The organism is Actinoalloteichus hoggarensis (genome assembly GCF_002234535.1).
In the GTDB taxonomy this organism is placed as follows: domain Bacteria; phylum Actinomycetota; class Actinomycetes; order Mycobacteriales; family Pseudonocardiaceae; genus Actinoalloteichus_A; species Actinoalloteichus_A hoggarensis.
In genome coordinates this window covers 2453080-2477255 of sequence record NZ_CP022521.1, presented here as the reverse complement: position 1 = coordinate 2477255, position 24176 = coordinate 2453080, and the positions used below count along the sequence as shown (strand labels likewise).

The 24176-nt window shown below is 71.3% G+C and carries 16 protein-coding genes and 1 pseudogene; 6 read left to right on the top strand and 11 right to left on the bottom strand.

Features of this window, described 5'->3' with window-relative positions; all coding sequences use genetic code 11:
- Positions 1-356: 356 nt before the first annotated feature.
- Positions 357-1430, bottom strand: a complete 1074-nt coding sequence (locus AHOG_RS10895; RefSeq protein ID WP_093944352.1) for a ferrochelatase — start codon at positions 1428-1430, stop codon at positions 357-359.
- Between AHOG_RS10895 and AHOG_RS30475 the strand changes: the two are divergent.
- Positions 1429-1905: pseudogene (locus tag AHOG_RS30475) on the top strand (Hsp20/alpha crystallin family protein); the annotation flags it as partial. The gene AHOG_RS10895 and the pseudogene AHOG_RS30475 overlap by 2 nt on opposite strands.
- 301 nt (positions 1906-2206) lie before the next feature.
- Here AHOG_RS30475 and fabI read toward each other — a convergent pair.
- The 7 genes from fabI to AHOG_RS10850 all read right to left on the bottom strand — a co-directional run bounded on the left by fabI (position 2207) and on the right by AHOG_RS10850 (position 10671).
- Positions 2207-2974 (bottom strand): enoyl-ACP reductase FabI, encoded by a 768-nt coding sequence (gene fabI / locus AHOG_RS10885; RefSeq protein ID WP_093941261.1) that lies wholly within the window; start codon positions 2972-2974, stop codon positions 2207-2209.
- A gap of 558 nt (positions 2975-3532) precedes the next feature.
- Positions 3533-4237 carry a 3-oxoacyl-ACP reductase FabG gene (fabG, locus tag AHOG_RS10875; RefSeq protein WP_093941259.1) on the bottom strand — a complete coding sequence of 235 codons (705 nt, stop codon included), beginning with the start codon at positions 4235-4237 and terminating at the stop codon, positions 3533-3535.
- 113 nt (positions 4238-4350) lie between these two features.
- Positions 4351-5322 (bottom strand): VWA domain-containing protein, encoded by a 972-nt coding sequence (locus tag AHOG_RS10870; RefSeq protein WP_093941258.1) that lies wholly within the window; start codon positions 5320-5322, stop codon positions 4351-4353.
- Entirely contained in the window at positions 5322-6203 is an 882-nt protein-coding gene (locus AHOG_RS10865; protein ID WP_093941257.1) for a DUF58 domain-containing protein, read from the bottom strand. The genes AHOG_RS10870 and AHOG_RS10865 overlap by 1 nt, the downstream gene beginning before the upstream one ends.
- A gap of 146 nt (positions 6204-6349) precedes the next feature.
- Positions 6350-7432 (bottom strand): AAA family ATPase, encoded by a 1083-nt coding sequence (locus tag AHOG_RS10860; RefSeq protein ID WP_245856689.1) that lies wholly within the window; start codon positions 7430-7432, stop codon positions 6350-6352.
- A gap of 162 nt (positions 7433-7594) precedes the next feature.
- Positions 7595-8773 carry an NTP transferase domain-containing protein gene (locus AHOG_RS10855; RefSeq protein ID WP_093941255.1) on the bottom strand — a complete coding sequence of 393 codons (1179 nt, stop codon included), beginning with the start codon at positions 8771-8773 and terminating at the stop codon, positions 7595-7597.
- Positions 8774-9630: 857 nt separating this feature from the next.
- The gene (locus AHOG_RS10850) at positions 9631-10671 is read right to left on the bottom strand and encodes a DMT family transporter (RefSeq protein WP_211290573.1); all 1041 of its coding nucleotides are present in this window, start codon (positions 10669-10671) and stop codon (positions 9631-9633) included.
- A 153-nt stretch (positions 10672-10824) separates the two neighbouring features.
- On the opposite strand from AHOG_RS10850, the gene AHOG_RS10845 reads away from it, so the two are divergent.
- A complete protein-coding gene (locus tag AHOG_RS10845) occupies positions 10825-11715 on the top strand; it encodes a LysR family transcriptional regulator (RefSeq protein ID WP_093941254.1) in 891 nt (296 codons plus the stop codon).
- 506 nt (positions 11716-12221) lie between these two features.
- Here AHOG_RS10845 and AHOG_RS10835 read toward each other — a convergent pair.
- Positions 12222-13571: an NlpC/P60 family protein gene (locus AHOG_RS10835; protein WP_245856688.1), complete on the bottom strand. Its 1350-nt coding sequence runs from the start codon at positions 13569-13571 to the stop codon at positions 12222-12224.
- Between the two features lie 237 nt (positions 13572-13808).
- Here AHOG_RS10835 and AHOG_RS10830 point away from each other — a divergent pair, with 237 nt between their 5' ends.
- The 3 genes from AHOG_RS10830 (at position 13809) to acnA (ending at position 19176) form a co-directional block, all read left to right on the top strand.
- Positions 13809-14279 (top strand): hypothetical protein, encoded by a 471-nt coding sequence (locus AHOG_RS10830; RefSeq protein WP_093941252.1) that lies wholly within the window; start codon positions 13809-13811, stop codon positions 14277-14279.
- Entirely contained in the window at positions 14276-15739 is a 1464-nt protein-coding gene (locus AHOG_RS10825) for a hypothetical protein (protein WP_093941251.1), read from the top strand. The genes AHOG_RS10830 and AHOG_RS10825 overlap by 4 nt, the downstream gene beginning before the upstream one ends.
- Positions 15740-16344: 605 nt before the next feature.
- The gene (acnA, locus tag AHOG_RS10820) at positions 16345-19176 is read left to right on the top strand and encodes an aconitate hydratase AcnA (protein ID WP_093944349.1); all 2832 of its coding nucleotides are present in this window, start codon (positions 16345-16347) and stop codon (positions 19174-19176) included.
- Positions 19177-19312: 136 nt separating this feature from the next.
- Here the strand turns inward: acnA and AHOG_RS10815 are convergent, their stop codons facing one another.
- Positions 19313-21388, bottom strand: a complete 2076-nt coding sequence (locus AHOG_RS10815) for a multicopper oxidase family protein (protein ID WP_093941250.1) — start codon at positions 21386-21388, stop codon at positions 19313-19315.
- 250 nt (positions 21389-21638) lie between these two features.
- The gene (locus AHOG_RS10810; RefSeq protein ID WP_093941249.1) at positions 21639-23498 is read right to left on the bottom strand and encodes a multicopper oxidase family protein; all 1860 of its coding nucleotides are present in this window, start codon (positions 23496-23498) and stop codon (positions 21639-21641) included.
- A 421-nt stretch (positions 23499-23919) separates the two neighbouring features.
- Here AHOG_RS10810 and AHOG_RS30230 point away from each other — a divergent pair, with 421 nt between their 5' ends.
- Positions 23920-24054 carry a hypothetical protein gene (locus tag AHOG_RS30230; protein WP_260403791.1) on the top strand — a complete coding sequence of 45 codons (135 nt, stop codon included), beginning with the start codon at positions 23920-23922 and terminating at the stop codon, positions 24052-24054.
- Positions 24055-24176: the final 122 nt, after the last annotated feature.

The following is a 24176-nucleotide window of genomic DNA, read 5'->3' as shown; positions in this document are numbered from 1 at the left end:
CGGACCGCGTCGGACGTCCGAGGGCGATCACCCGGAGTTCGCCGCCGCGGCCGGGCCGCTTCGGGCGGTTCTCGGTCGAGGTCCGGCCTGCGTGGACCGACCGGGCCCACGCAGGGCCTGGTTCGTCGTCTCCACTCGGTACCGCGGTAGAACCGGGCGGCGCACCCCTGCCCGTCCGTGATCGCGCCCGGCCGCCGACCGCCCCGCGTCGTCCGTCGTCGACGACCTCCACGATCTCTTCGCCGCGCGGGTGGCCGGAGACGGGGTCGCCAGGGTCCCCCGGGAGACGGCTCGCCGTGGCGCCGCGACGGCGGGCGAGGCGCCGTCGCGCGGGCCGCGGATCCGGGACGCACCCGTCAGGCGTCGACCGTGACAGGCTCCGAACTGACGGGCCTGCGGCCGGGCGCACAGCAGTTCGTCGCGCACCATGCGCCGTTGACCGTGCAGCCCACCGCGGGCAACGCAGAGAGTCGGCGGGCCGGAACTCCCTCGACCAGTTCCCGGATCAGCTCGCCGATCAGCTCCGCGAACCGCGGATCGGTGCCGGGCGCGGCGGCACGGGCGAATCCCATGCCCAGCTCCTCGGCTCGCTCCCTCGCCTCGGCGTCGAGATCCCAGACGACCTCGAGGTGGTCGCTGACGAAACCGATCGGGCAGACCACCACGGCCTGCGTGTTCGCGGAGTAGAGCGTGTCGAGATGGTCCACGATGTCCGGCTCCAGCCACGGCACCTGCGGCGGGCCGGACCGGGACTGCCACACCACGTCGTGCTCGGCGACGCCCAGCTCGGCGGCCACCAGCCGCGCCGCCTCGAAGACCTGCCGGGAGTACAGATGGCCGCCGTCCTCGGCAGGGCCCGCCGCCGCGTCGGCGGCCTCCGGGATGGAGTGGGCGGTGAACACCAGCCGCGCGTGCTCGCGCTGATCGCTCGGCAGTTCGGCGAAGGCACGACGCACCCCGTCGGCGGCGGCGGCCACGAACAACGGGTGATCGAAGAACTGCCGTAGCTTGACGAGTTCGGGCGCGGTCTCCCCCACGGCCTCCCGAGCACGGCGGATGTCCTCGTCGTACTGCCTGCAGGCCGAATAACCGCCGTAGGCGCTGGTCGCGAACACCAGCGCACGCCGGACGCCGTCGCCTGTCATCCGCTCGACGGTGTCCTCCACCATCGGGTGCCAGTTGCGGTTGCCGAAATAGATCGGCAGATCGAGGCCGAGGCGATCCAGTTCGATCCGGAGCCGGTCGATGATGTCCCGGTTCAGCTCGTTGATCGGCGAGATCCCACCGAAGTGGAAGTAGTGCTCGGCCACCTCGTCGAGCCGTTCGGGCGGCACGCCCCGGCCGCGAGTCACGTTCTCCAGGAAGGGACGCACGTCCTCGGGGCCCTCCGGACCGCCGAAGGACAGCAGAAGCACCGCGTCGAAGTCGATGAGCTCGTCGGTCACCGGGCCATTGTCGCCCCGCCGTCCTGCGCGACGAACGGCACCCCCGACGTGGATCACGCGAGTGCTTGCGCGGGCACGGAGGAGGCATGAACGGATAGCGGCTGATCAGACACCGGTTGTTCCCGACGACCGCTCAGCGGGTCCGCGCAGGCCTCGTGCCCCCGCCGGGTCGGCCCGGCCGCCGACGCCCGCCGCGGTGGGCGGCCGCGACGGCGACGGCGTCCTCATCACCCTCGAACCGCCCGGCGTGGACATCGATTCCGATGTGGCTGTGGAGGCCTCCGAGGGCAGGCTGTCGATCAGCGGCAGCGGGCGCGAGGCGCGAGAGACGAAGAAGGACGACCGCATCGCCGAGGAGATCCGCACCGGTGCCTTCCGGCGTGAGTTCACGATTCCGGAGCACGTGACGCCCGATCAGGTCGAGGCGTCCCACGACCGCGGCCTGCTTCAGGTCCGGGTCGGCCGCGGCCGAGATCCACTCGATCGAGATCTTGCCGACATCGAACGAGCGTTCGAAGATGGAGTCATGTCCGATCAGCTGACTCCAGTGCCCGACATCCGGCCGGATACCGGACCGGCAGCCGAGAGTCGCTCGCTCCGGCCGTCGGCCCCGGCGTCGCCGAGGTACGCGCGGTCGGCACCTCGGCGATCGACGTGGCCGATCCGAGACCACGCCCGCCGCGACCCGCCCGACGGCCGAGGCCGCCGGGGTGCCCGAGGTCGCCTCCCGGAGTGCCGACGGCGCCGAGTGAGCGGCGGTCTCAGAAGCCGACCGCGTGAAAACCACCGTCGGCCATCACCATGGAACCGGTGGTCACCGGCAGCCAGTCCGAGAGCACCGCCGCCACCGTCTTCGCGACCGGCGTGGCGTCCTCGACGTCCCAGCCCAGCGGTGCGCGGCCCGACCAGCCCTGCTCCAGGTCGACGAAGCCGGGAATCGACTTGGCGGCCATGGTCCGCACCGGGCCCGCCGAGACGAGGTTGACGCGGATCTGTCGGGGCCCGAGATCCCTGGCCAGGTATCGCGTGGTCGATTCCAACGCGGCCTTGGCCACGCCCATCCAGTTGTAGGCGGGCCAGGCCTGTCGGGCGTCGAAGTCCATGCCCACGACCGACGAGCCCGCCGACAGCAACGGGAGCACGGCGACGGTCAGCGACTTCAGCGAGTACGCCGAGACCTCGACCGCCGTGGACACGTCCTCCCACGGCGCTTCGAGGAAGTCACCGCCGAGGCAGGACGGCGGCCCGTACGCGATCGAGTGGACCACGCCGTCGAGTCCGTCGACGTGCTCGCCGACGCGGTCGGCCAGGGTGTCCAGGTGCTCCTGGTTCGTCACGTCGAGTTCGATCACCGGGGCGGGCCGCGGGAGCCTTCCCGCGATCCGCTGCACGAGGCTCATCCGACCGAAACCGGTGAGCACCACCTGGGCGCCCTGTTCCTGGGCGATCTTCGCGACGTGGAAGCCGATCGAGGCGTCGGTGATGACACCGGTCACGAGCAGCCGTTTGCCTTCGAGCAGTCCGCTCACTTCATTCCTCCTTGATGCCGTACGGGGATGGTCGGGGTGGAGAGGCGGGCGGCCTCGTCGGCGGGCGGGTGTGACGGCCGCTCACGGGGCCGTCGATCCGCGCGGCCTCGGTCCTGCGGCGGCCGACGGTCGCCCGCGGCCGGCCTGGCGCGCAAGGCTCGGTTCGGGGCGCCGCCGTGCCGACACCGGTTCGCCTCGGCGCCGGGGCGCACGGGTAGGTCTCGGGTGCGCGAACGCCGACGGTCACCGGCGACCCGTGACAACGGGGACGGCAGTCGTCCGGGGCGGAGCCGGATGCCTGCCGCTCGGGCGCTCGATCCCGGTACCGGCGACCGGCGACCGCGTCGCCTCCTTCGGCAGCGCGGTCGGGCTTCGGCGGCCGGACTCCGACGACACGGGGGCGGTCACGGCGTCGTGCCCGCCGCGGCCGATCGGCGGCGACAGACTCGGTGGTCGAGTCGTCGGGCCGATCACCGACCGCCCGCGGCGGCTCGTCATCGTCGGAGCCGGTAGGCCGGGCACGCCGGTCTCGCGGCGTCGAGTCTGCGGCTCGGGTCCTCAGTGGCCCATGCCGACGCCGCCGTCGACCGGCAGCACCGCACCGGTGACGTAGGAGGACTCGTCGGACGCCAGCCAGGTGACGGCGGCGGCGATCTCCTCGGGCCTGCCGAAGCGTCGGATGGCTGCCTGGCCGAGGATCTCGGCCTTGCGCTCGTCGGAGACGGTCTCGGTCATCTCCGTCTCGACGAAGCCGGGAGCCACGACGTTGGCCGTGATGTTGCGCGAGCCCAGCTCCCGCGCGATGGACCGTGCCATGCCCACCAACCCGGCCTTGCTGGCCGCGTAGTTCACCTGACCGGGCGACCCGGACAGGCCGGCGACCGAGGAGATGAAGATGATCCGGCCCCACCGCTTACGCAGCATCGCCGAGGCGGCCTGCTTGGCGACCCGGTACGCGCCCGCGAGATTCGTGTCGATCACCCGGTCGAACGTGTCCTCGTTCATGCGCAGCAACAGGGTGTCCGCCGTGATGCCCGCATTGGACACCAGCACCTCGACCGGGCCGTGAGCCTCGGCGATCTCCTTGAAGGCCGCCTCGACCTGGGCCCCGTCGGTGACGTCGCATCGAACGCCGAGCAGCCCGTCCGGGACGGCGGAGCCCCGGTGGGTCACCGCGACCTTGTCGCCCTGCGCGACGAACGCCTGGGCGATCGCCAGTCCGATGCCTCGGTTTCCTCCGGTGACCAGAACCGACCGTGCCAACTAGAGCTCCTCTGTTCCGTGCCGGCGTCTGCTCCGGCGCCGGTGGCAACGCTAGCGGGTGGGTCCCGCGGCCCTACGCACGACCGTCGACCGCAGGAGCGGACCCGATTTGTTCAGAGGGAACGTTGACTGATCAGCAGCGAACTCGCGGCGGCCAGCAACGCCGTGATGGTGCCGAGCACGAACCACGGACGGGAGGCGTCGACCTGCTCGACCTGATAGCCGATCTGTTCGCCGAGGGTGTCGTACACGCGACGCAGTTCCTCGGCGCTGGCCGCCTTGTGGAACTCGCCGCCGGAGATCTCGGCGATCTCCCGCATCGTCACGTCGTCGACGGGCACCGGGATGCGCTCGCCTTCGATCTCGACCTGTCCCAGATCGGTGCCGAAGGAGATCGTGGAGATGGGGATCTCCCGGTCCGCCGCGTCCTGGGCGGCGACGAGTTCGTCCATGCCGACGGTGCTCTTGCCGTCGGTCATCAGGACGATCCGGGCGGGCGGCGGTCCCTCGGCGCCGCCGACGACGTTGCCGAAGGTGTCGATGGCCGCGAGTGAGGCGGTGATGCCCTCTCCGGTGGCGGTGGCCTCCGCGACGGCCAGCCCGTTGATCGACTGCGTGACGGTGTCGCGTTCGGTGGTCGGCGGGACGAGCACGGTGGCCGAGCCCGCGAAGGAGACGAGTCCGATGTTCACCCCGGGAGTCATGTCCGACACGAAGCTCGTCGCGGCGGCCTTGGCCGCGGCCAGTCTGCTCGGGTCGATGTCGGTGGCGTTCATCGACATCGAGACGTCGACGGCCAGCATCACGGTGGCCCGATTCCGGGGCACCCGCTGTTCCGAGGTCGGCCCGGCCATGCCGATCGTCAAGAACACCAGCGACACGCCGAGCAGCACCGGGGCCAGGTGTCTGCGTCGTCGAAGACGGGCGGGCGCGACCTTCTCCAGCAGTTCGAGGTTCGCGAAGCGCAGCGTGTCGCGGCGACGACGGCGCAGGGCGACCAGATAACCGACCACCAGAAGGCCGACGACCACGAGGAGCAGGAACCACCACGGCCCGACGAAGCCGCGCAGCGAGAACGACGGCATCAGGCCACTCCTCCCGACCAGCGGCGCTTGCGAGACACGACGAAGCGGACGATGTCCGCCACCCAGTCGGAATCGGTGCGCAGCGTGAGCTGCGCGCAGTTGGCGCGGCGCAGCCCCATCGCCACCTCCTGTCGGTGGGCATCGGCCGCGGCGGCGAACTCGCGGCGCAGCAGCGGCGTCGTCTCGACCTCGCGTTGACGTCCGGTCTCGGGATCGGCGAGCACGACCGTCCCGACGTCGGGCAGCTCGATGTCTCGGGGGTCGATCACCTCGATGGCGATCAGGTCGTGGCGGAGGGAGAGCGCGCGCAGCGAGCGCTGCCAGTGCAACGGGCCCAGGAAGTCGGAGATCACGACGGCGAGGCCTCGTCGCCGTGGTGGTCGGCGCAGCTCTTCCAGCGCGGTGGCCAGGTCGCCTCGCTCCCCCTCGGCGGCCCGAGGGGTCTGGGCGATGCGGCGGACCAGTCCTCGGGTGTGCGGCAGCCCGCCCCGGGCGGGGATGCGGGTCAGCCGCGAGCCGGTGGACACGACGGCGCCGACCCGATTGCCGCCGCCTCGGGTGAGGTGGGACACCGCGGACACCGCCGCCACGACGAGATCCCGCTTCTCACAGTGGACGGTGCCGAAGTCGAGGCTCGCCGACAGGTCGATCGCCAGCCAGGTCTCCAGCTCCCGATCCGCGACAGTCTCACGCAGGTGCGGCTGGGTGGTGCGTGCCGTGACGGCCCAGTCCATCCGCCGAACGTCGTCGCCCGGCTGGTACAGCCGCGCCTCGCCGGGTTCGCTGCCGGGCCCGGGCACCAGCCCGAGGTGGTTGCCCTGCAAGAGTCCGTCGAGCCTGCCTCGGACGCTGAGCTCCAACATGCGGAGGCCGGCCTCCATCCGGCCACCGCTCAGCGTGGGCGGCGCCCACGCGGGTCTGCGCTCCGAGGGCGAGGGCTCCTCGGCGGTCCGCGGCGTACCGCCGAGCCCGGCGTGGTACTCCCGGGGCGGGCCGGGGGCTGCGGAGTCACCGCTCGACTGCCCGGTCACGGGTGTCCCGGTGCTCCCGCCGGGGCGGGCATGCCGGGTGCTCCGCTCGGCGGCTGTGGTCGTGCCGAGACCTGCGGCAGCGGCACGGTCTGCAGGGCACGGTTGATGATGTGCTCGACCGGCACCCCGTCGGCCAGCGCGTCATAGGACAGCACGAGTCGGTGGCGCAGCACGTCGGAGGCGACGTCCACCACGTCCTGCGGCAGCACATAGTCCCGGCCGCGCAGCAGTGCCAGTGCCCGGGCGGCGGCCACCACTCCCAGCGTCGCTCTCGGTGAGGCGCCGTAGGCGATCCACTCGGCGACGTCGGCGAGCCCGTGGTCTCCCGGCGACCGGGTGGCCACGACCAGCCGGACCACGTAGTCCACGAGCGAGTGGTGCACGAACACCCGCGACGCCACGCCCTGGAGCCGGATCAGCTCCTCGGGCGTGAGCACCTGCTGGACCTCCGGGCGCGACACCCCCATCCGATAGACGATCTCGCGCTCCTCCTCGGGCGAGGGGTACTCGACGAGGATCTTCAACAGGAACCGATCTCGCTGTGCCTCGGGCAGCGGGTAGACGCCTTCGTTCTCGATGGGGTTCTGGGTCGCGAGGACGAGGAACGGGCTGGGCATGGGGAAGGTCGTGCCGCCGATGGAGACGTGTCCCTCCGCCATCACCTCCAGCAACGCGGACTGAACCTTCGCCGGAGCACGGTTGATCTCGTCGGCGAGGACGAAGTTCGCCACCACCGGGCCGAGTTCGACGTCGAAGACCTCCCGGCCCTGCCGGTAGATGCGGGTGCCGAGGATGTCGGCGGGCACCAGGTCGGGGGTGAACTGGATGCGCGAGTACTTACCACCCACGACCTGGGCGATCGTCTCCACGGCGAGGGTCTTGGCGACCCCGGGAACGCCCTCCAGAAGAAGGTGGCCCTTGGCCAGCAGGCCGACCAGCAGCCGCTCCACCAACCGGTCCTGGCCTACGATCACCCGTTTGACCTCGAACACGGTGCGTTCGAGAAGCTGCGCGTCGCGGGCAGGCGTGTGGAGGACCTGACTCCCGACTGTCTGATCGGCGGGCCCGGCATCGGTCACTGTCGACAACCTCCTCGCGGGGGACGGCGTACGCACGCCAGTCTCCGCCATCGTGTCCCGCCTGTGGACGCCAGGGTGCGCCGTGTCCACCCGGCCGACGGAGCAGACCACGCAGACGGTGTGGGTTCGGTGAAGATCACCCGCACGGGTGCACGGAGATCGTCACCGAGGGCGCCTTCCAGTATCGGGGTCGACACGCGCCCGGAGACGCCGTAGGTCGTCCGGCGTGTCGACGTCCCAGGTCTCCTCGGGGCGCGCGATCACCTCCACGATCGTGAGGGCACCCAGCGTCGAGCGCAGCGAGGCGCCTTCGACGCGGGACGGCAGCGCCGCGCGGAGCGCCGCCACGCGCCAGCACGAGATCAGCCATTGCCGTCGGCCCGTCTCGTCGACCAGCACCGCGCCCGCCGCGTCCGGCCTGTCCCGCAGGGCGTGACGAAGCCGGCTCCCCGTGTCGGCGGTGAGCACGGCCTGGTCCCCGGCGTACAACAGCACCTGCCCTGCCGGGCCGTGGCTGCGGCCGTGGGCGTGATCGGGTGCGGTGGCTCGATCTTGTGCGGCTGAGCCGCCCGCCGGGGCCTGACCGTGGACGGCGGCTCGGCCGTGGGCCGGGTCTCGACCGTGCGCGCCGGCTCGACCATGGGTAGCGGCTTCTGCATGGGCGGCGATTCGATCGTGCGACGCGGCTGGAGCCGGAGCCTGATCGTCCGCCGGCGTCGTTCCCTCCGCCGCGGCTGGACCCGCCGGCGGGGTCGAGGCTTGGGCAGGTGCCGCGGGCGGGACCCGGCCGTGGGCCGCGGCTGAACCGTCCGCCGCGGCCAGAGCTTGGCCGTGTGCTGCGGCCGGGACCCGACCGTCCACCGCAGTCGAACCGTCCGCCGGGGTCGAGGCCTGGGCGCCTGCTGCGGCCGGGCTCCGAACGTGCGCCGCGGCTGAACCGTCCGCCGGGGATGGGGCCGGATCACCGCCGGGCGTCGAGACGGAGTCGGCTCGGGCGGCACCGGGCGGCCGGGCCGTGGTCGGGCCGTCCGGCGCGCCGATCGTCGCCGAGACCTCGGCCAGTCGGTCGAGGCCTGCGGCCAGCGCCGCGACCGGGCCGCCCCGATGCGGCTGCTCCCTCGTCCAGTACACCTCGGTCCGTGTCGGAATGACGGGGCCGACGACCACCACCGGCCGCACGCCGCGCAGAGCGGTCAGGACGCGGTCGAGCAGGGTGTGTCCCGCCACCTCCAGCGCGGGTTTGTGCAGGCCGCCGAGCCGACGTCCGCCGCCGCCCGCGAGCACGATCGCCGCGATCGGCGGCTCCCCGACATCCGAGTGCCCGTCGATCTCCGCGGTCATGTGCGAACCCCCGGCTGAGGAACGCGCGGAGCAGGCCGGGGTCGTCGAGGCGGCGACCCGGCGGAACGTCGGGGCCTGGACGAGCGGCCACGGCCTCCCGCACGGCCACGGCGACCGATGATGCCCGCGGAGAGCACCGGCTCGACGAGGCGGGGAGTCGACTCGCCGTCACGCCCGTGGTCGCTGCCGGTGCCGGGCCGGCTTGTCCGAGCCCGGCGGACCGACGTACGAGCCCGGATCGACTCGCCGATCATCGAGCCTTTCATGTGTGTCACGGTATCGAGACTCGGCACGAGCGGCAGCGTCGTGGAGTCGACGTCGCGGAGCCGGCTCGGCAAGCCGGCCCGCCACATGCCACCGCCTGCCTTGATCGACTGCCGCGCACCCGTGCACACGGGCACAGACATCCGGTCCTGCTGCCCGGGGTCGGAGCGGTTCCACAGGCACACGGCGCGTGACGACGGGCGGGCGAAAGGCCGAGGCGGGTGACGGCGGTGTCGTGCCGAGATGCGACCGGGGCCGGGTTCGGCGGCGACGAGCCTTCCGGGCCGCGGCGGTCATCCCGGAGTACGGCGGTCATCGGCGGCGCCGCGGCCATCCTGCGGCGCCGCGGCCGCCTCGGGGTGCGGCGCTGGTGGTGGACGCGGGGTCCGGGGTCGATGATCGGTGATCGGCCAAGCGGTTCGAGCGCGGTGCCGCCTTCAGCCCGCATCGGGCCGGAACCGGACGCGGCGCCGCACCCGGCCGTGCTTCCCGCAGAACTCGGCGCACGGCCCGGCCCGACGGTGGGCAGGCACTCCCGCAGCCGTTCACCGTGCCGTGGACCGACTCCGGCCACCGGCTCAGCTGCCACCGGCTCAGCGGCAACGGGCGGGCGCCGCCGGCGCGGGCGCCGAGTCCGCCGCCGCGCCCGTCTGCTCCGCGCCCGTCTGCTCCGAGCCCACCGCCATGCCTGCGCCCTCGTCCGCGCCCCGCGCCGTGCCTGCCGCCTGGCTGCCCACGTCGGACGGCGGCCGGGCGGCCCGACGGCGGACCATCCCGAGGCCGATGAGCACGACGACCATCCCCGCGACGACACGCAGGCCCGGTTCCTCGCCGAGCACGACCATCCCCAGGACGACGGAGACGACCGGCAGCAGATATCCCACGGCGGCGGTGTTGGTCGCTCCCTCGTCGGCGATCATCCGGTAGGTCAGCGCGAAGGTCACTCCCGTGCAGCACACCCCGAGTACGAGGGCGGCGAGCAGGACCCCGGAGCTCAGGTGGACGGTCGCCACGCCGCCCGCCGGGAGGGTCAGCGCGATCAACCCCGTGGTGAGCAGGAGTTGCGCGGCCGCGAGTGCGACGGCGGGCGTGCCTCTGCCGACGAGGTGACGCCCCATGTACACGAAGCCGACGGCGTAGGAGGCCGCCGCCACGAGGATGGCGAGCGATCCCCAGCTGACGACCCCGCTCTGCTGCCACGGGGCGAACATCAGCAGGACACCGACGAAACCGACCAGCAGTCCCCCCAGTCGGACCGGCCGGAGGTCGCGTTCCGTGCCGAGCACGATGCCGAGCACCAGCGACCACAGCGGCGTCGTGGCGTTGAGGACGCCCGCGACCCCGGAGTCGACGGTCTGCTGTCCGAAGCTGAACATGGCGAACGGCAGGGCGTTGCAGAAGAAGGCGGCCACCAGGAGGTGACGCCAGACCGCACCGCCCCGAGGCAGTCGAAGGCGGGCGACGGCACACCAGACGAGCACGACGGCCGTGCCGAGCACACAGCGAACGAAGGTGACCTGGACCGGCGAGAGCCCCGTCAGCGCCACCGAGATCCACAGGAAGGTCGATCCCCACAGCAGGGCCAGGATGCCCATCCTCGCCATGCCCGCGGGCCCGCCGGTCCTGTCGAACATGATCGTCTCCCTCGTCCGTCGTTCGCCGCCGCGTGTCCGCCGGCCGTCGCCGGGTTCGTTCGCCGCTCCTTCGTGCGTCGCGGTACCGACGATGCGGCCGCCGAATCGACAGGACAAGCGAAAAGACCTGCACTCATCGTTAAGCTGTCCTTCATGCTTGATGTGCGGCGAATGCTGGTCCTGCGTGCGGTGGTCACCAGCGGATCGATGACCGAGGCGGCGACCAACCTCGGCTACACGCCGTCCGCGGTGAGTCAGCAGGTGGCGACCTTGGAGCGCGAGGCGGGCATCCCGCTGCTCGAACGGGTGGGCCGGGGCGTCCGTCCGACCGCGGCGGGCAGGCTGCTCACCGAGCACGCGGCCGTCATCAGCAGGGACCTGGCCGAGGCCGAGTCGGCGTTGGCCGCGCTGCGGACCGGTCGCACGGCGCGGCTGACGGTGCGCTACTTCGCCACGGCGGGTGTCGCGTTGATGCCGCCCGCGCTCGCCCGCCTGCGCCGCGAGCATCCCGGTGTCCGGGTCGATCTCACGCTGGCCGACCCCGAGGACCCGTTGCCCGCCGTCGAGCGCGGCGAGGCCGATCTCGCGGTGATCGTGAGCGGCGGACGTCGTCCCCGAGACGGCGTCCGACTGGTGCCCCTGCACGATGACCCCTATCGCGCGGTGCTGCCGAAGGGACACCCGCTCGCGGCGAGACGAGTGCTCGATCTCGCCGACCTCGCCGACGAGTCCTGGGTCGGGACGGAGCAGGCCGGGCTGTGCCTCGACGTCCTGCTGGACGCCTGCGCGGCCGCGGGCTTCAGCCCGCGTTTCGGGGTGGAGAGCGACGACTACGCCACCGCCCAGGGCTTCATCGCCGCAGGCATGGGTGTCGGTCTGATCCCCCGGCTCGGTCTCGGGAACCGGCATCCGGGGGTCGTCGTGCGCCGAGTCCGCAGACCGGAGCCGATCAGGTCGATCTACGCCGCCGTCCGCGAGACGGCGGCGACCGGGGCCGCCCTGCGCGCCCTGGTCGACGCCCTGCGCGCGGCCACACCCGAGTGATCACCCCGGCGGCCCGATCAGCGGGATGACCGGCCGCGCCGAATCGGCCGCACCACGCCGAGGACACCGGCGGCTTCCCGACCCGACCGACGCGCTGCTCCATGGTGATCTCGGGAACCAGGACGGCGCGGGCGATCTCGGCGGTGCCGCGGCCTCCGAGGCCCGCACCATGTCCGCTCGCGGGCGTGAGCGACGTCCACGGCGCGACCGAGCGCGGCGGCCCGATCCCACCACCGGAGTCCGCCCGGCGACAGGAGTCGAGCCCATGGCCGAGGCGTGACGTCTCGGCCGCGTATCGCGGCACGCGCCGGGCGGCGGGAAGCCCTCGATCCGTCCCGTCCCGGCCAGGCCGGTTCCGTGCCGGTCGCGCCGCGATCGCACCCGCTTCCCGCACACCGCCCGCGGGCCGTGCGGGCCGGGCGGCGCACGTGGGCGAGTCGACGGCGGGGCGGCGCCTCGCCGCGGTGTCGCCGGGTTCCGACCGGACGGCGGACCGGCGGCGGCCGTCAGAACATCCGCACCGCGTACGGGGCGATGCCGCCGTAGCGGACCGGGGTGATGCGCACCTGATTCCCGGAGTACGGCGCCTCCACCATCATTCCGTCGCCGAGGTACAGGGCGACGTGGTGAATCCGGCCGCTCGTCTGCCAGAAGATCATGTCGCCTCGGCGCATCTGGGCCAGCGCGACGCGCTGGCCCGACTCGTACTGGTAGCCGCTGTACTTCGGCAGGTGCACTCCGGCGCCTGCGAAGGCGTACACCATCAGCCCGGAACAGTCGAAGCCGATCTTCTGGTAGTCGCCGTGGGCGTCGGCCACCCCGCCGTCTCGGACTCCCCGGGTCGGGCCGTGTGCGTTGCCGCCGCCCCAGGAGTAGGGCATGCCGAGTTGCGCGACGGCCCGTCCGATCACCGTCTCGACGGCGTGGGACGTGCTGCTCCCGGAGGCGACGGTCGGGCCCGCGGGCTGGCCGGCAGGCACCGACACGGCGGCCGCCACCGCGTCCAGAGCCGCCTGCTGCTCCTGCTGCCACTCCTCATATCGGGTGCGCTGAGCCTCCAGCCCCTCGACCTCCGAACGAGCGGACGCGAGCTCCGCCTCGACGGCGGCTCGCTCGTCCTCGACGGCGGCGATCTCGGTCTGCTGGGCCTGTTCGGCGGTCACCGCCGCGGCGAGGGCGGCGTCGGCGGCGGACTTGGCCTCCCGGGCGGCGACCTGCTCCGACTCGGCGTCAGCGAGCGCTGCTCGGGCGGCCGAGTCCTTGTTGACCTTGTCGGTTCGGGCGCGTTCCAGTTCGTCGAGCAGATCGAGATGGCTCCCGCTGATCGCGTCGAGCATCTGCACCCGCTCCAGCAGTTCGTCCGGGCTCTCCGCGCCGAAGTAGGCGCTCAGCGACCCCACCACGGTGCCCTGCTGGTGACTGGCGGCGGCGAATTCGTCGATCCGCCGTCGCACACGATCGATGTGCTCGGCCGAGGCGTCCGCCTCGATCTGGGCCGTGCCGGCCAGGTCGGCGGCGCGCCGAGCCTCGGTCTCCGCCGTCTCGAGGTCGACCAGCGCCCGATTGGCGTCCTCCATGGCGAGTTCGACCTCAGCGAGCAGTCGGTCTCGCTCCGACGAGACCTCGGCCAGTCTGCTGGTCAGCTCGCCGACCCTGGTCGCCGCGCCCTCGACCTTCGCGTTGCCCTCGTCGATCGCGGCGTCCCCCGGGTCGGCGGGCGGCTCCGCCCAGGAGGTGAGGCCTCCCGTCAGCGACGCCGCCAACAGCATCGCGGTGATCGACAGCGCCCGACGACCGCGCGCGGGCACGTCGAAGCCGATCGCCGTCCGTCGTGGTGTTCCCCGCCGTCTGCCCACCGACGCCCCCTGTCGCGCACGAGTTCCGCGAGTCGATCACTCCGACGACACGTTGCGCCGAATGGAGTAACCGGTCAGAACTGTGCCATCACGCCACTCGGGATGCCATTCACCTCAGCGTTTCCTCCCGCACCTTCAGCCACACGAGCGGTGCAGACTTCACAGAAGGTGACGAAATCATGTCGATCGCCCCCCGTTCGCCCTAACCGACTACTCAGGTCGGTACCGACTGAGAGGATGCACCGCGTGCAGGACTGGCTGCGCCGCAACGCGCCGATCACCACGGCGACAGGAGTGACGATCGCCGTGATCGGCACCTTCCTGCCGTGGCTGCGGTCGGGCTCGGTGTATCGAGACAGCCATCAGACGATCGGAGTGCTCCGCAGACTCCTCGAACCGCCCCCGATCATCGACACGATCCTGGGGGCCTGGCCGCTGCTCATCCCGATCGCGGCGAGTTGCGTCCTGCTGCATCTGATCAGGCTGCGCGTCACCGCCTCGGTGTTCGCGCTGATTTTCTCGCTTCCGATGGGAACGGCGACCATGGTCGCCGTCGTCCAAGGCCTCGACAACACCGCATTGATCGGCATCTCGGGCATCGGCCCGATCACCACCCTCGCGGGCGTGACGCTGACCCTGATCGGCGCGCTCGGCGTGCTGTTCGGCAGCCGTCCGCAGAGGACACGAAACGCAGGAGGCTCGTCGTGACCCACCCCGGCCCCGGTCCTTGGCAGCCGGAGCAGCAGCCGCCGAACGGCCCGGTTCACCCCGGCACGGGCGCGGCGGGCTATCCGTCGCCCGGCCCGCAGCAGCCCTACGGCGGGCAGCAGCCCTACGGTGCGCCGCAGCAGCCCTACGGCGGCCAGCCGCAGCACGGCGGACAGCCCCCTTACGGCGGTCCGCCGCCGCAGGGCCCCTACGGCCAGCTGCCGCCGCAGGGTCCGCCCCCGAAGAAGAAGACGGGTCTGGTCGTCGGCTCGGTCGTCGCCGTGGTGGCTGTCGCAGGCGCCGCGTTCGGCACCTGGTACGCCTTCGGCCGAGGCGAGGTCAACGCCGCGGGCGGGGAGACGCCCACCGATGCGGCGACGCGGCTGCTCACCGCCACCGGGAGCAACGACGTCGTCGGCCTCTTCGACACGCTCGCACCCGCGGAAGCCCGGCTGAGCAGGGACTACCTGGAGGCCACCGTCGGCGAGCTGACGCGGCTGGAGATCTTCGAACCCGGCACCGATCCCTCGTCGATCGAGGGCTGGGGCACCACCTTGGAAGGCCTGGAGTTCGATACGGCCTCCGAGGAGCGCATCAACGAGGACCTCGTGATCACGCAGGCCTCGGCAGGCACGCTCACCATGAACTCGGACCTCGCCGACCTTCCGCTCACCGACAGCTTCGTGGCCGCGGCGTTCCCCGACGGACTTCCGACGGGTGAGAGCGAGCAGATCGACTTCGCCCAGTTGGAGGAGCCGCTGCGCATCGCCACCGTGCAGGTCGACGGCGACTGGTACCCGAGCCTCTTCTACACGATCGCCGACTACGGCCTGCGCGAAGAGGGGATGTCCTGGCCGGACACCTCGGTCGAGGCCGTGGGCGCCGACTCGCCTCAGGCCGCGGTGGAGGAGCTCGTCGCGGCGGCGATGGCCGGTGATGTCGAGCGGGTCATCGCGATGACCCCGCCCGACGAGATGGGCGTCCTGTACGACCTCGGACCGCTGCTGCTGGCGGAGGTCCCCGCAGGCGGCATGGGCGCCGCCGACATCACCGTCACCGATCTCCAGACGAGCACCCGCGAGTCCAACGGCAGCACGATCGTGATGATCGAATCGGTGTCCATCGAGGGCACCCGGCCGGGTGAGCAGGCCACGATCGCCATCAACGGCGACTGCGTCGACATCAGCGTCGAAGGCGGCCAGGTCGACCAGATGTGCATGTCCGAGATCACCGGGCAGCTGCAGGCCGAGCTGGGCGGCGAGCTTCCGCCGGAGGCCATCGCCTTCGTCGAGCGGCTGATGACCAACGTGCTGGACTCCGGCGCCGCGACCGTCGAGGTCGACGGCCGGTGGTACGTCAGCCCGATCCGCACCTTCGGCGAGCTGTTCATGCTGGTGCTGGAGAGCACGGAGCCGGGCGACGTCACGCTCTTGATCGAGTCCGCGAGCTCCACCTACTGATCCGACGGCGCCCCCGCCGCGCCCCGCGGGTCGCGATGTCCGGGCCGGGAACGCATCGTCGTTCCCGGCCCGAGGTCTGTCCAAGGCGGGAACGCGACGGTCGCCGGATGGTCCCGCGAGCCGGGCGGCGCGGGTGAGGGCGCGCTCCCACGAACCGACTCGCGTCGAACCGACGGCGCACCGCCTGTTCCACGGGCGACGCACGCCGCCGTCTCGACCGGCCGACCGGCAGTCGAGTCGGGCCGCGGCCTGCGCGGGGCGTCCGGGGAAACCTCCGACGACGGCCGAGACACAGGTGAGCAGGCCCGTCGCGTTCGGCGAGGGCACGCCGTCCGCGCCGGCGATCGCCTCCTCGGTGATCGTCCGTGATCTCCGTCGCGGCAGGCGGAGATCGACGCCCCGACTTGAATCCGAATACAGGACAAGCGTACTGTTTGGTCTTGCCGCCGTGTCCGCGACGATCGACGGCCTGCTCGACGAGCGGGGCGAGACGAGAGAACCGGACACGCCACCAGAAGAGTCGAGCAGCACGGCCCGTCGTGCTGGGCCAGACTTGACGTCATCCCCGAACTGACGTGCGCCGTCGCGAGATGGAGTTGTTGGACGTGACTGCACCTGCTAGCCAGGACAGCTTCGGCGCCCGCGGCACGCTCTCGGTCGGAGACACCTCGTACGAGGTGTTCCGGCTGAGCGCGGTCGAGGGCGCGGACCGGCTGCCTTACAGCCTGAAGATCCTGTTGGAGAACCTGCTCCGCACCGAGGACGGCGCGAACATCACCGCCGACCACGTCCGCGCGCTGGCCTCCTGGGACCCTTCGTCCGAGCCTGCCACGGAGATCCAGTTCACCCCGGCCAGGGTGATCATGCAGGACTTCACCGGCGTGCCCTGCGTCGTCGACCTCGCCACGATGCGCGAGGCCGTGACGAACCTGGGCGGCGACCCGTCCAAGGTCAACCCGTTGGCGCCCGCCGAGCTGGTCATCGACCACTCCGTCATCGCGGACATCTTCGGCAGGCCCGACGCCTTCGAGCGCAATGTGGACCTGGAGTACGAGCGCAACCGCGAGCGTTACCAGTTCCTGCGCTGGGGTCAGAGCGCGTTCGACGAGTTCAAGGTCGTCCCGCCCGGCACCGGCATCGTGCACCAGGTCAACATCGAGCACCTGGCCCGCGTGGTGATGACCAGGCAGGGCGGCGACGGAGGCACCACCCTCCAGGCCTACCCGGACACCCTCGTGGGCACCGACAGCCACACGACCATGGTCAACGGCATCGGCGTGCTCGGATGGGGCGTCGGCGGCATCGAGGCCGAGGCCGCGATGCTCGGTCAGCCGGTGTCCATGCTGATCCCGCGCGTGGTCGGCTTCAAGCTGCACGGCGAACTGCCCGCAGGCGCGACGGCGACCGACCTGGTGCTGACCATCACGGAGATGTTGCGTGAGCACGGTGTGGTCGGGAAGTTCGTCGAGTTCTACGGGTCCGGCGTCGGCGCCGTCCCGCTGGCGAACCGCGCCACGATCGGCAACATGAGCCCCGAGTTCGGCTCCACCTGTGCGATCTTCCCGGTCGACGCCGAGACGACCAACTATCTCCGGCTCACCGGTCGATCCGAGCAGCAGGTCGCCCTGGTCGAGGCCTACGCCCGCGAGCAGGGCATGTGGCACGACCCCGAGGCCGAGCCCGCCTACTCCGAACGGCTCGAGCTCGACCTCGCCACCGTGGTGCCCTCCATCGCGGGACCCAAGCGTCCGCAGGACCGCATCGACCTGTCCTCGGCGAAGTCGGCGTTCCGCAAGGCGATCACCGACTACGTGACCGCCGACCCGTCGGTCGTGGACGAGGCCTCCGACGAGTCCTTCCCCGCGTCGGACTCGCCCACCTACTCGCGCGACGACGACCACGCGGGCAGGCCGGTGCACTCGGCGGCCAACGGCGCCGCGGGCAGGCCGAGCAGGCCCACTCGCGTCACAGTGGACGGCTCCGAGTTCGAGATCGACCACGGAGCGGTCGCGATCGCCGCGATCACCTCCTGCACCAACACGTCCAACCCGAGCGTGATGATCGGCGCGGCTCTGCTGGCGAAGAAGGCCGTCGAGCGTGGACTGGCGCGCAAGCCGTGGGTGAAGACCACGCTCGCCCCGGGGTCCAAGGTCGTCATGGACTACTACGCGCGATCCGGGCTCCTGCCCTACCTCGAGAAGCTCGGGTTCAACCTCGTGGGTTACGGCTGCACGACCTGCATCGGCAACTCCGGCCCTCTCCAGGACGAGATCTCCGAGGCGATCAACTCCGCCGACCTCGCGGTGGTCTCGGTGCTGTCGGGGAACCGGAACTTCGAGGGTCGGATCAACCCCGACATCAAGATGAACTACCTCGCCAGCCCGCCGCTGGTGGTGGCCTACGCGCTCGCGGGCACCATGGATCTGGACCTGAGCACCGAGCCGCTGGGCACCGACACCGAGGGCAGGCCGGTCTTCCTGACCGACATCTGGCCGGACGCCGCCGAGATCCAGGAGGTCATCGGCTCGGCGATCTCCTCGCAGGGCTTCACCGACGGCTACTCCGACGTCTTCGCGGGCGACGAGCGGTGGCAGTCCCTGCCGACGCCCACCGGCAACGTCTTCGAGTGGGACCCGCAGTCCACCTATGTCCGCAGGCCCCCGTACTTCGACGGGATGACGCCGGAGCCCAGCCCGGTGACCGACATCTCCGGTGCCAGGGTCCTGGCCATGCTCGGCGACTCGGTGACCACCGACCACATCTCGCCCGCCGGGGCGATCAAGGCCGACTCGCCCGCGGGCCGGTACCTCAGCGAGCACGGTGTCGAGCGCCGGGACTTCAACTCCTACGGCTCGCGACGCGGCAACCACGAGGTGATGATCCGAGGCACGTTCGCCAACATCCGGCTGCGCAACCTGCTGCTGGACGCGATCGAGCCCGGCGGCGTGCAGGGCGGCTTCACCCGCGACTTCCTCGCGGGCGGGGAGCAGACCACCATCTACGACGCATCGGTGTCCTACGCCGAGGCGGGCGTGCCGCTGGTGATCCTCGCGGGCAAGGAGTACGGCTCCGGCTCCTCGCGGGACTGGGCGGCCAAGGGCACCAGCCTGCTGGGCGTCCGCGCGGTGATCACCGAGTCGTTCGAGCGCATCCACCGGTCGAATCTGATCGGCATGGGCGTGCTGCCCCTGCAGTTCCCGGCGGGCGAGAGTGCCGCCTCGCTGGGTCTGGACGGCACGGAGACCTTCGACGTCTCCGGGGTGACCGCGCTGAACGACGGCGGCACGCCGCGCACGCTGCGGGTGACGGCCACCCGGGAGGACGGCTCCACCGTCGAGTTCGACGCGGTCCTGCGCATCGACACCCCCGGTGAGGCCGACTACTACCGCAACGGCGGGATCATGCAGTACGTGCTGCGCAAGATGCTGCGCGGCTGAGCGTCTTCCGCTCCCGACAGGCCCGGACCTCGTGGTCCGGGCCTGTCGGCGTCCGGTGGGGTGGTGCGCAGGCAGCCGAGGGGCCTAGCCGCGCCCGACACGCCTGCCGTCGAGGGACGCCGAGCCGACGCGGTGCTCAGCGGCTTCCCGGCCCGCCGCCCCGCGTGTGATCGTCGGACCCGTGACCGCCGGGTCCGTGATCGCCGGGTCCGTGATCGCCGTGGAGCTGCTCCATGAGCGTCACCACCGGCTCCGGCGCCACCACGAAGGGCCGCATCATCCCCATGTCCTCATGCTCCAGCAGATGGCAGTGATACATGTACTGGCCGGTGGAGCCCTCGAACCGCGCCATGATGGTGACCTCCTCCCCTCTGGCCACCCGGATCGTGTCCTTCCAACCCCGTTCGTCGACGAGCAGGTCGCCTGACCGCTCGTACCGGATCGGGGTGAGCGTCCCGCCCCGACTCTCGTCGAAGCCGCCGACCACCACGGGTCTGCCGTCGGCGTCGGGCCTGGTCTCGGTGACCACGTAGTGATCCCGCCTCACGGCCTGGAAGCGCACCAGATGCAGGTGCATCGGGTGAGTCGGCGCCGCGAGGCTCAGCATGTGCCAGTCCTCCCAGTCCTCGTGCCGCACGAACCAGTTCACCGTGTCCTCGAACACGCGGCACAGTCGTCGGTAGGTGACCACCTCGCCGTCACGTCCCTGTATCTGCACGTAGCCGTCGTGCACGGTGACCCCGTCGAACTCCGGGATCCGATCGTGCGCCGGGTCGAGCCGCCGCATCTCCCAGAGCTCTCCGTGACCGGAGGGGCCGTTGGCGAGGATCAGCATGCGTTCTCGCGCGGCGATGTGCGGCCCCGGCAGACGTTCGTACGACGGAGAGATCGTCACGGGCAGCCGGAACCGGTCGACGGCGCGCCGCGTCCCGACCCGGAACTCCATGACCTCGGGGTGGACCGGGGTGCCGTTGGTGTTGTGCAGCCGCACCGTGCGCCCCCACAGCGACCGGAAGTCGACGAGCAGGTCGGCCCGCTCGGCGGGCGCCATGATCAGCCCCTCCGGCGGGATCTCCACCGGTTCGGGCAGCAGGCCGCTGTCGGTGCCGATCTGCCAGACCACGCCCGTGATCGGGGCGCCCTCCTCGTCCTGTAGTCGGAGCCGGTAGGTCCGGGCGTTGGAGGCGTTGAGCACCCGGAGGCGATACCAGGCCGCGTCCACCTCCAGGTGCGGCCAGATCACCCCGTTGACCAGGGTGAAGGGACCGCTGAACGCGCGCTGTGCGACGGTCTTGTGCAGGAGTGCCCCGGTCAGCGACCCGTCCGCCGCGGTGTCGAGATTGCGGTCGGCGATCAGGAGCGGGATCTCCCGATCGCCCGCCGGGAGTCGCAGGGCGTCCTCCTCGTCGTCGCGGATCAGGTAGGTGCCCAGCAGACCCGCGTACACATTCCATCGGGTGATCATCATCGCGTGGTCGTGGTACCAGAGCATCGCGGCGGGCTGCTGGTTCGGGTACTCGCAGAGCTGACTCTCGCCGGGCAGCGCGGCATTGTTGGCCCATCCGTCGCTGCCCGCCGCGACGACCCCGCCGTGCAGGTGCGTCACCGACCAGGGCGGCAGCCGAGTGACCTGTGGAATGGGCGTCCCGCCACCCCGGCCCGGCAGGTCCGAGGGTGAGGGCTCCCCCTCCTCGGGCAGCGGCACGTCGACGGCCGTCACGGGGAAGTCGCCCTCGATCCCGTTGTGCCAGGCCACCAGCACGCGACGACCCCGGCGCACCTCGATGGTCGGGCCGGGGAAGTGGCCGTCGTAGGTCCAGACGGTGGTCGGGGGCAGCTCCGAGTGCAGTCGCACCCGCGCGGCCCGTTTGACGATGGTCGTCAACTCGTCTTCGGCGGGTCGCAGGACCGGCGGGATCGGCATCGGGTCCAGGAACTTCGTCAGTTCCGTCGTCGGGGTGTCGTCGCCGACGGCCGCGGGCAGGCCGACGGGCCGGAGGCCTCCAGCGGCGGGACGGGCCGCAGGCGCCGACGGCAGGTGCGCGGTCGAGCCCCGCGGCGCGGTGTCGGCGCTCGGCGAGGCCGGATCGACGGGCCGCTGTGTCGCCGAGGCGCCGGGGGCCGCGGCCGCGAGCAGTGCTGCCGCGGTGCCCGCGCCGAGGCCCATCAAGCGTCTACGCGATAACGAGGCTCCCCCAGACGAATGATCCATTGTTGCACCGTAAGCACCAGCACTGGAGGTTGGCTCGTGTCGCAGCCGAATGGATACAGAAAACCTTCGTCCGTGCTGTCCCGACCACCGGTCCGGCGTTGAGCAGGCCTGTTGCCCACCGATCCGACCGCAGTGGGTGGCGAGGTCCAGAGTGGATCACGCCGCCCACCCCGATCGTGTGATCACCCAGACGAATGATCGCAACCCGGACGGTGGACGAAAGCCGTCGCCGTCCCGGCGGTCCGGTCCGCTACGAGGCGAGCCGCCGTCCCCGCGCTGCCGCGTCGAGGCCGTGGCCTCCGCCGTGGCCTCCGCCGTGACCGTGCAACTTCTCCATAAGCGTGACCACCGGATCGGGGGCGACCACGAAGGGTCGCATCATCCCCATGTCCTCGTGCTCCAGCAGATGGCAGTGATACATGTAGCGGCCGGTCGAGCCCGTGAAGTGCGCCAGGATGGAGACCAGTTCCGCCGAGCCCACCCGGATGGTGTCCTTCCAGCCTCGCTCGTCGGGAAGCAGCGTCCCGTCCGCCACCCGACGCACCGGCGTCGCCGTGCCGCCCCGTGCCTGGTCGAAGCCGCTGATGTCGAACCGCACGCGGTCGACGGCCTGGAAGCGCACCAGGTGGACGTGGATCGGATGGGTGGGTCCGGTCAGATTCAGGATGTCCCACCGCTCCCAGCTGTCCTGCCGGACGAACCAGTTCACCGTGTCCTCGAACACCCTGGACATCCGGTGATAGGTGACCACCTCTCCGTGGGCGTCCTGCACCTGCACGTAGCCGTCGTGCACCGTGACCCCGTCGAACTCGGGGATGTGGTCGTGCCCCGGGTCCAAGCGGTGCATCTCCCACATCTCGCCGTGCCCGCTCCGCCCGTTGGCCAGTACCAGCAGGCGGCTTCCGTGCTCGGAGCCGTGCTCTCCACGTCCCAGCCGGACGTACGAGCCGGAGACCGTCGTCGGGCGGCGGAAGTCGGAGGTGACTCGACGCCGTCCGACGCGGAACTCCATGATCTCCGGATTGGGCCCCGGGTTGGCCGCCGCGTTCACCAGCCGGAGTCGGCGCCCCGCGAAGACGCTGAAGTCCACGAGCAGATCGACTCGCTCGGCAGGCGCCATCACCAGACCCGAGGCGGGCAGCGGAAGCGGGGCGGGCAGCAGGCCGCTGTCCGTCCCGATCTGCCACGCCGCCCCGTTGATCGGCACTCCACGCTCGTCACGCAGCGACAGCGTGTACGTCCTGGAGTTCGAGGCGTTGAGCACTCGGAACCGGTACCACCGTCGCTCGACGTCGAGATGGGGCCAGATGACCCCGTTCACCAGCGTGAAGGGGCCGCTGAACGCACGTTCGGCGACGGTCTTGTGGACCAGCTCCCCGGTGAGTGCGCCGTGCTCGTCGACGTCGAGGTTGCGATCGCAGATGATCAGCGGCACCTCCTGATCCCCGGAGGGCAGATTCAGCGAGTCCTCCTCCTCGTCACGGAGCAGATACATGCCGAGCAGTCCGGCGTAGACGTTCCATCTCGTGATCATCATGGCGTGATCGTGATACCAGAGGGTCATCGCAGGCTGGTCGTTGCGGTATTCGCACAGCTGTGCCTCCCCCGGCAGGACCCCGTTGTCCGCCCAGCCGTCGTTGCCCGCCGCCGTGACCGCGCCGTGCAGGTGCACGACGGTCCACGGCGGCAGCCCGGTGACCTCGGGGATGGGCTCTCCACCGCTGCGGCCCGGCTCGTCCGAAGGAGACGGCTCCCCCGGCTCCGGCAGCGGGACGTCCACCGCCGTCACCGGGAACGGTCCCTCGATCTCGTTCGTCCACGCCACGCGGACCCGCTGCCCGCGTCGGACGTCGAACGTCGGCCCCGGCAGGTGGCCGTCATAGGTCCAGACACGGGTGGGCGGCAGCTCCGAGTGCAGCCGCACCCAGGTGGCCCGCTGAACCACCGTCACCAGTTCGTCGTCCTTCGGACGCAGCACCGGTGGTATCCGCAGCGGATCGCGGAACCTGGTGAGTTCGGCACGCCCCGCGGAATGTGTTCGGTCGACGACCTCCACGAGATCCGCGAGATCCGCATCGACGTTCGAGGCCAGCTCGACGGTTTCGGACATGTGCTCCCCCAATGACTCACAGTACTTCGATCCGCGAACACGCGGCGGCATCAGCAGCGACGAACCGGTATTCGCGCGAACTCCGTCAGAATGACGACGACAGAACCGCGTGGATTCGGATGGAATCCGTTCCACGCGAACGGCACTGGTTAGGACATCCGCGTGTCCGGTGTCCTTCGGCGTGCTCAGGCCGCCGGAAGCCGATGCCCAGGGCGCAGCGCTAGAGCAGGCCACCGGCATGGACGATCGTCGACGCGGCGACCTCCGCGTCCGCGCGGCACGACGGACCAGCCGTCAGGTCTGCTCGCTCATCGTCATTCCCCCCATTTGTTCTTCTCCCCAGAAAGAACCGTCATCGAGCGTCTCCCCAGACGCACTCGGTTCTCCTGCCGCCACCATAGTACAGATCCGTGGATCGACGGTGCGAATCGTCGAGAACGACGGAGCGGAGGTCGAGGGGTCGATTCCTCGCCGTGCCCGAGCCGTCGGCGCCGACGGCACCGTCAACGGGTGGGCGGGCTTCTCCTCGGCGGTCGTCGCACGGCGGCGCGCGTAGGCGTCCCCCGTCCGGACACCCGCGGCAGCCTCCGGTGATCGACGGCGCCCCGAACGGCCCCGTACGCCGCGAGATCCGCTACTCGACGTGACGAATCCGCCGGCGAACGCCCGGTTTCTCCG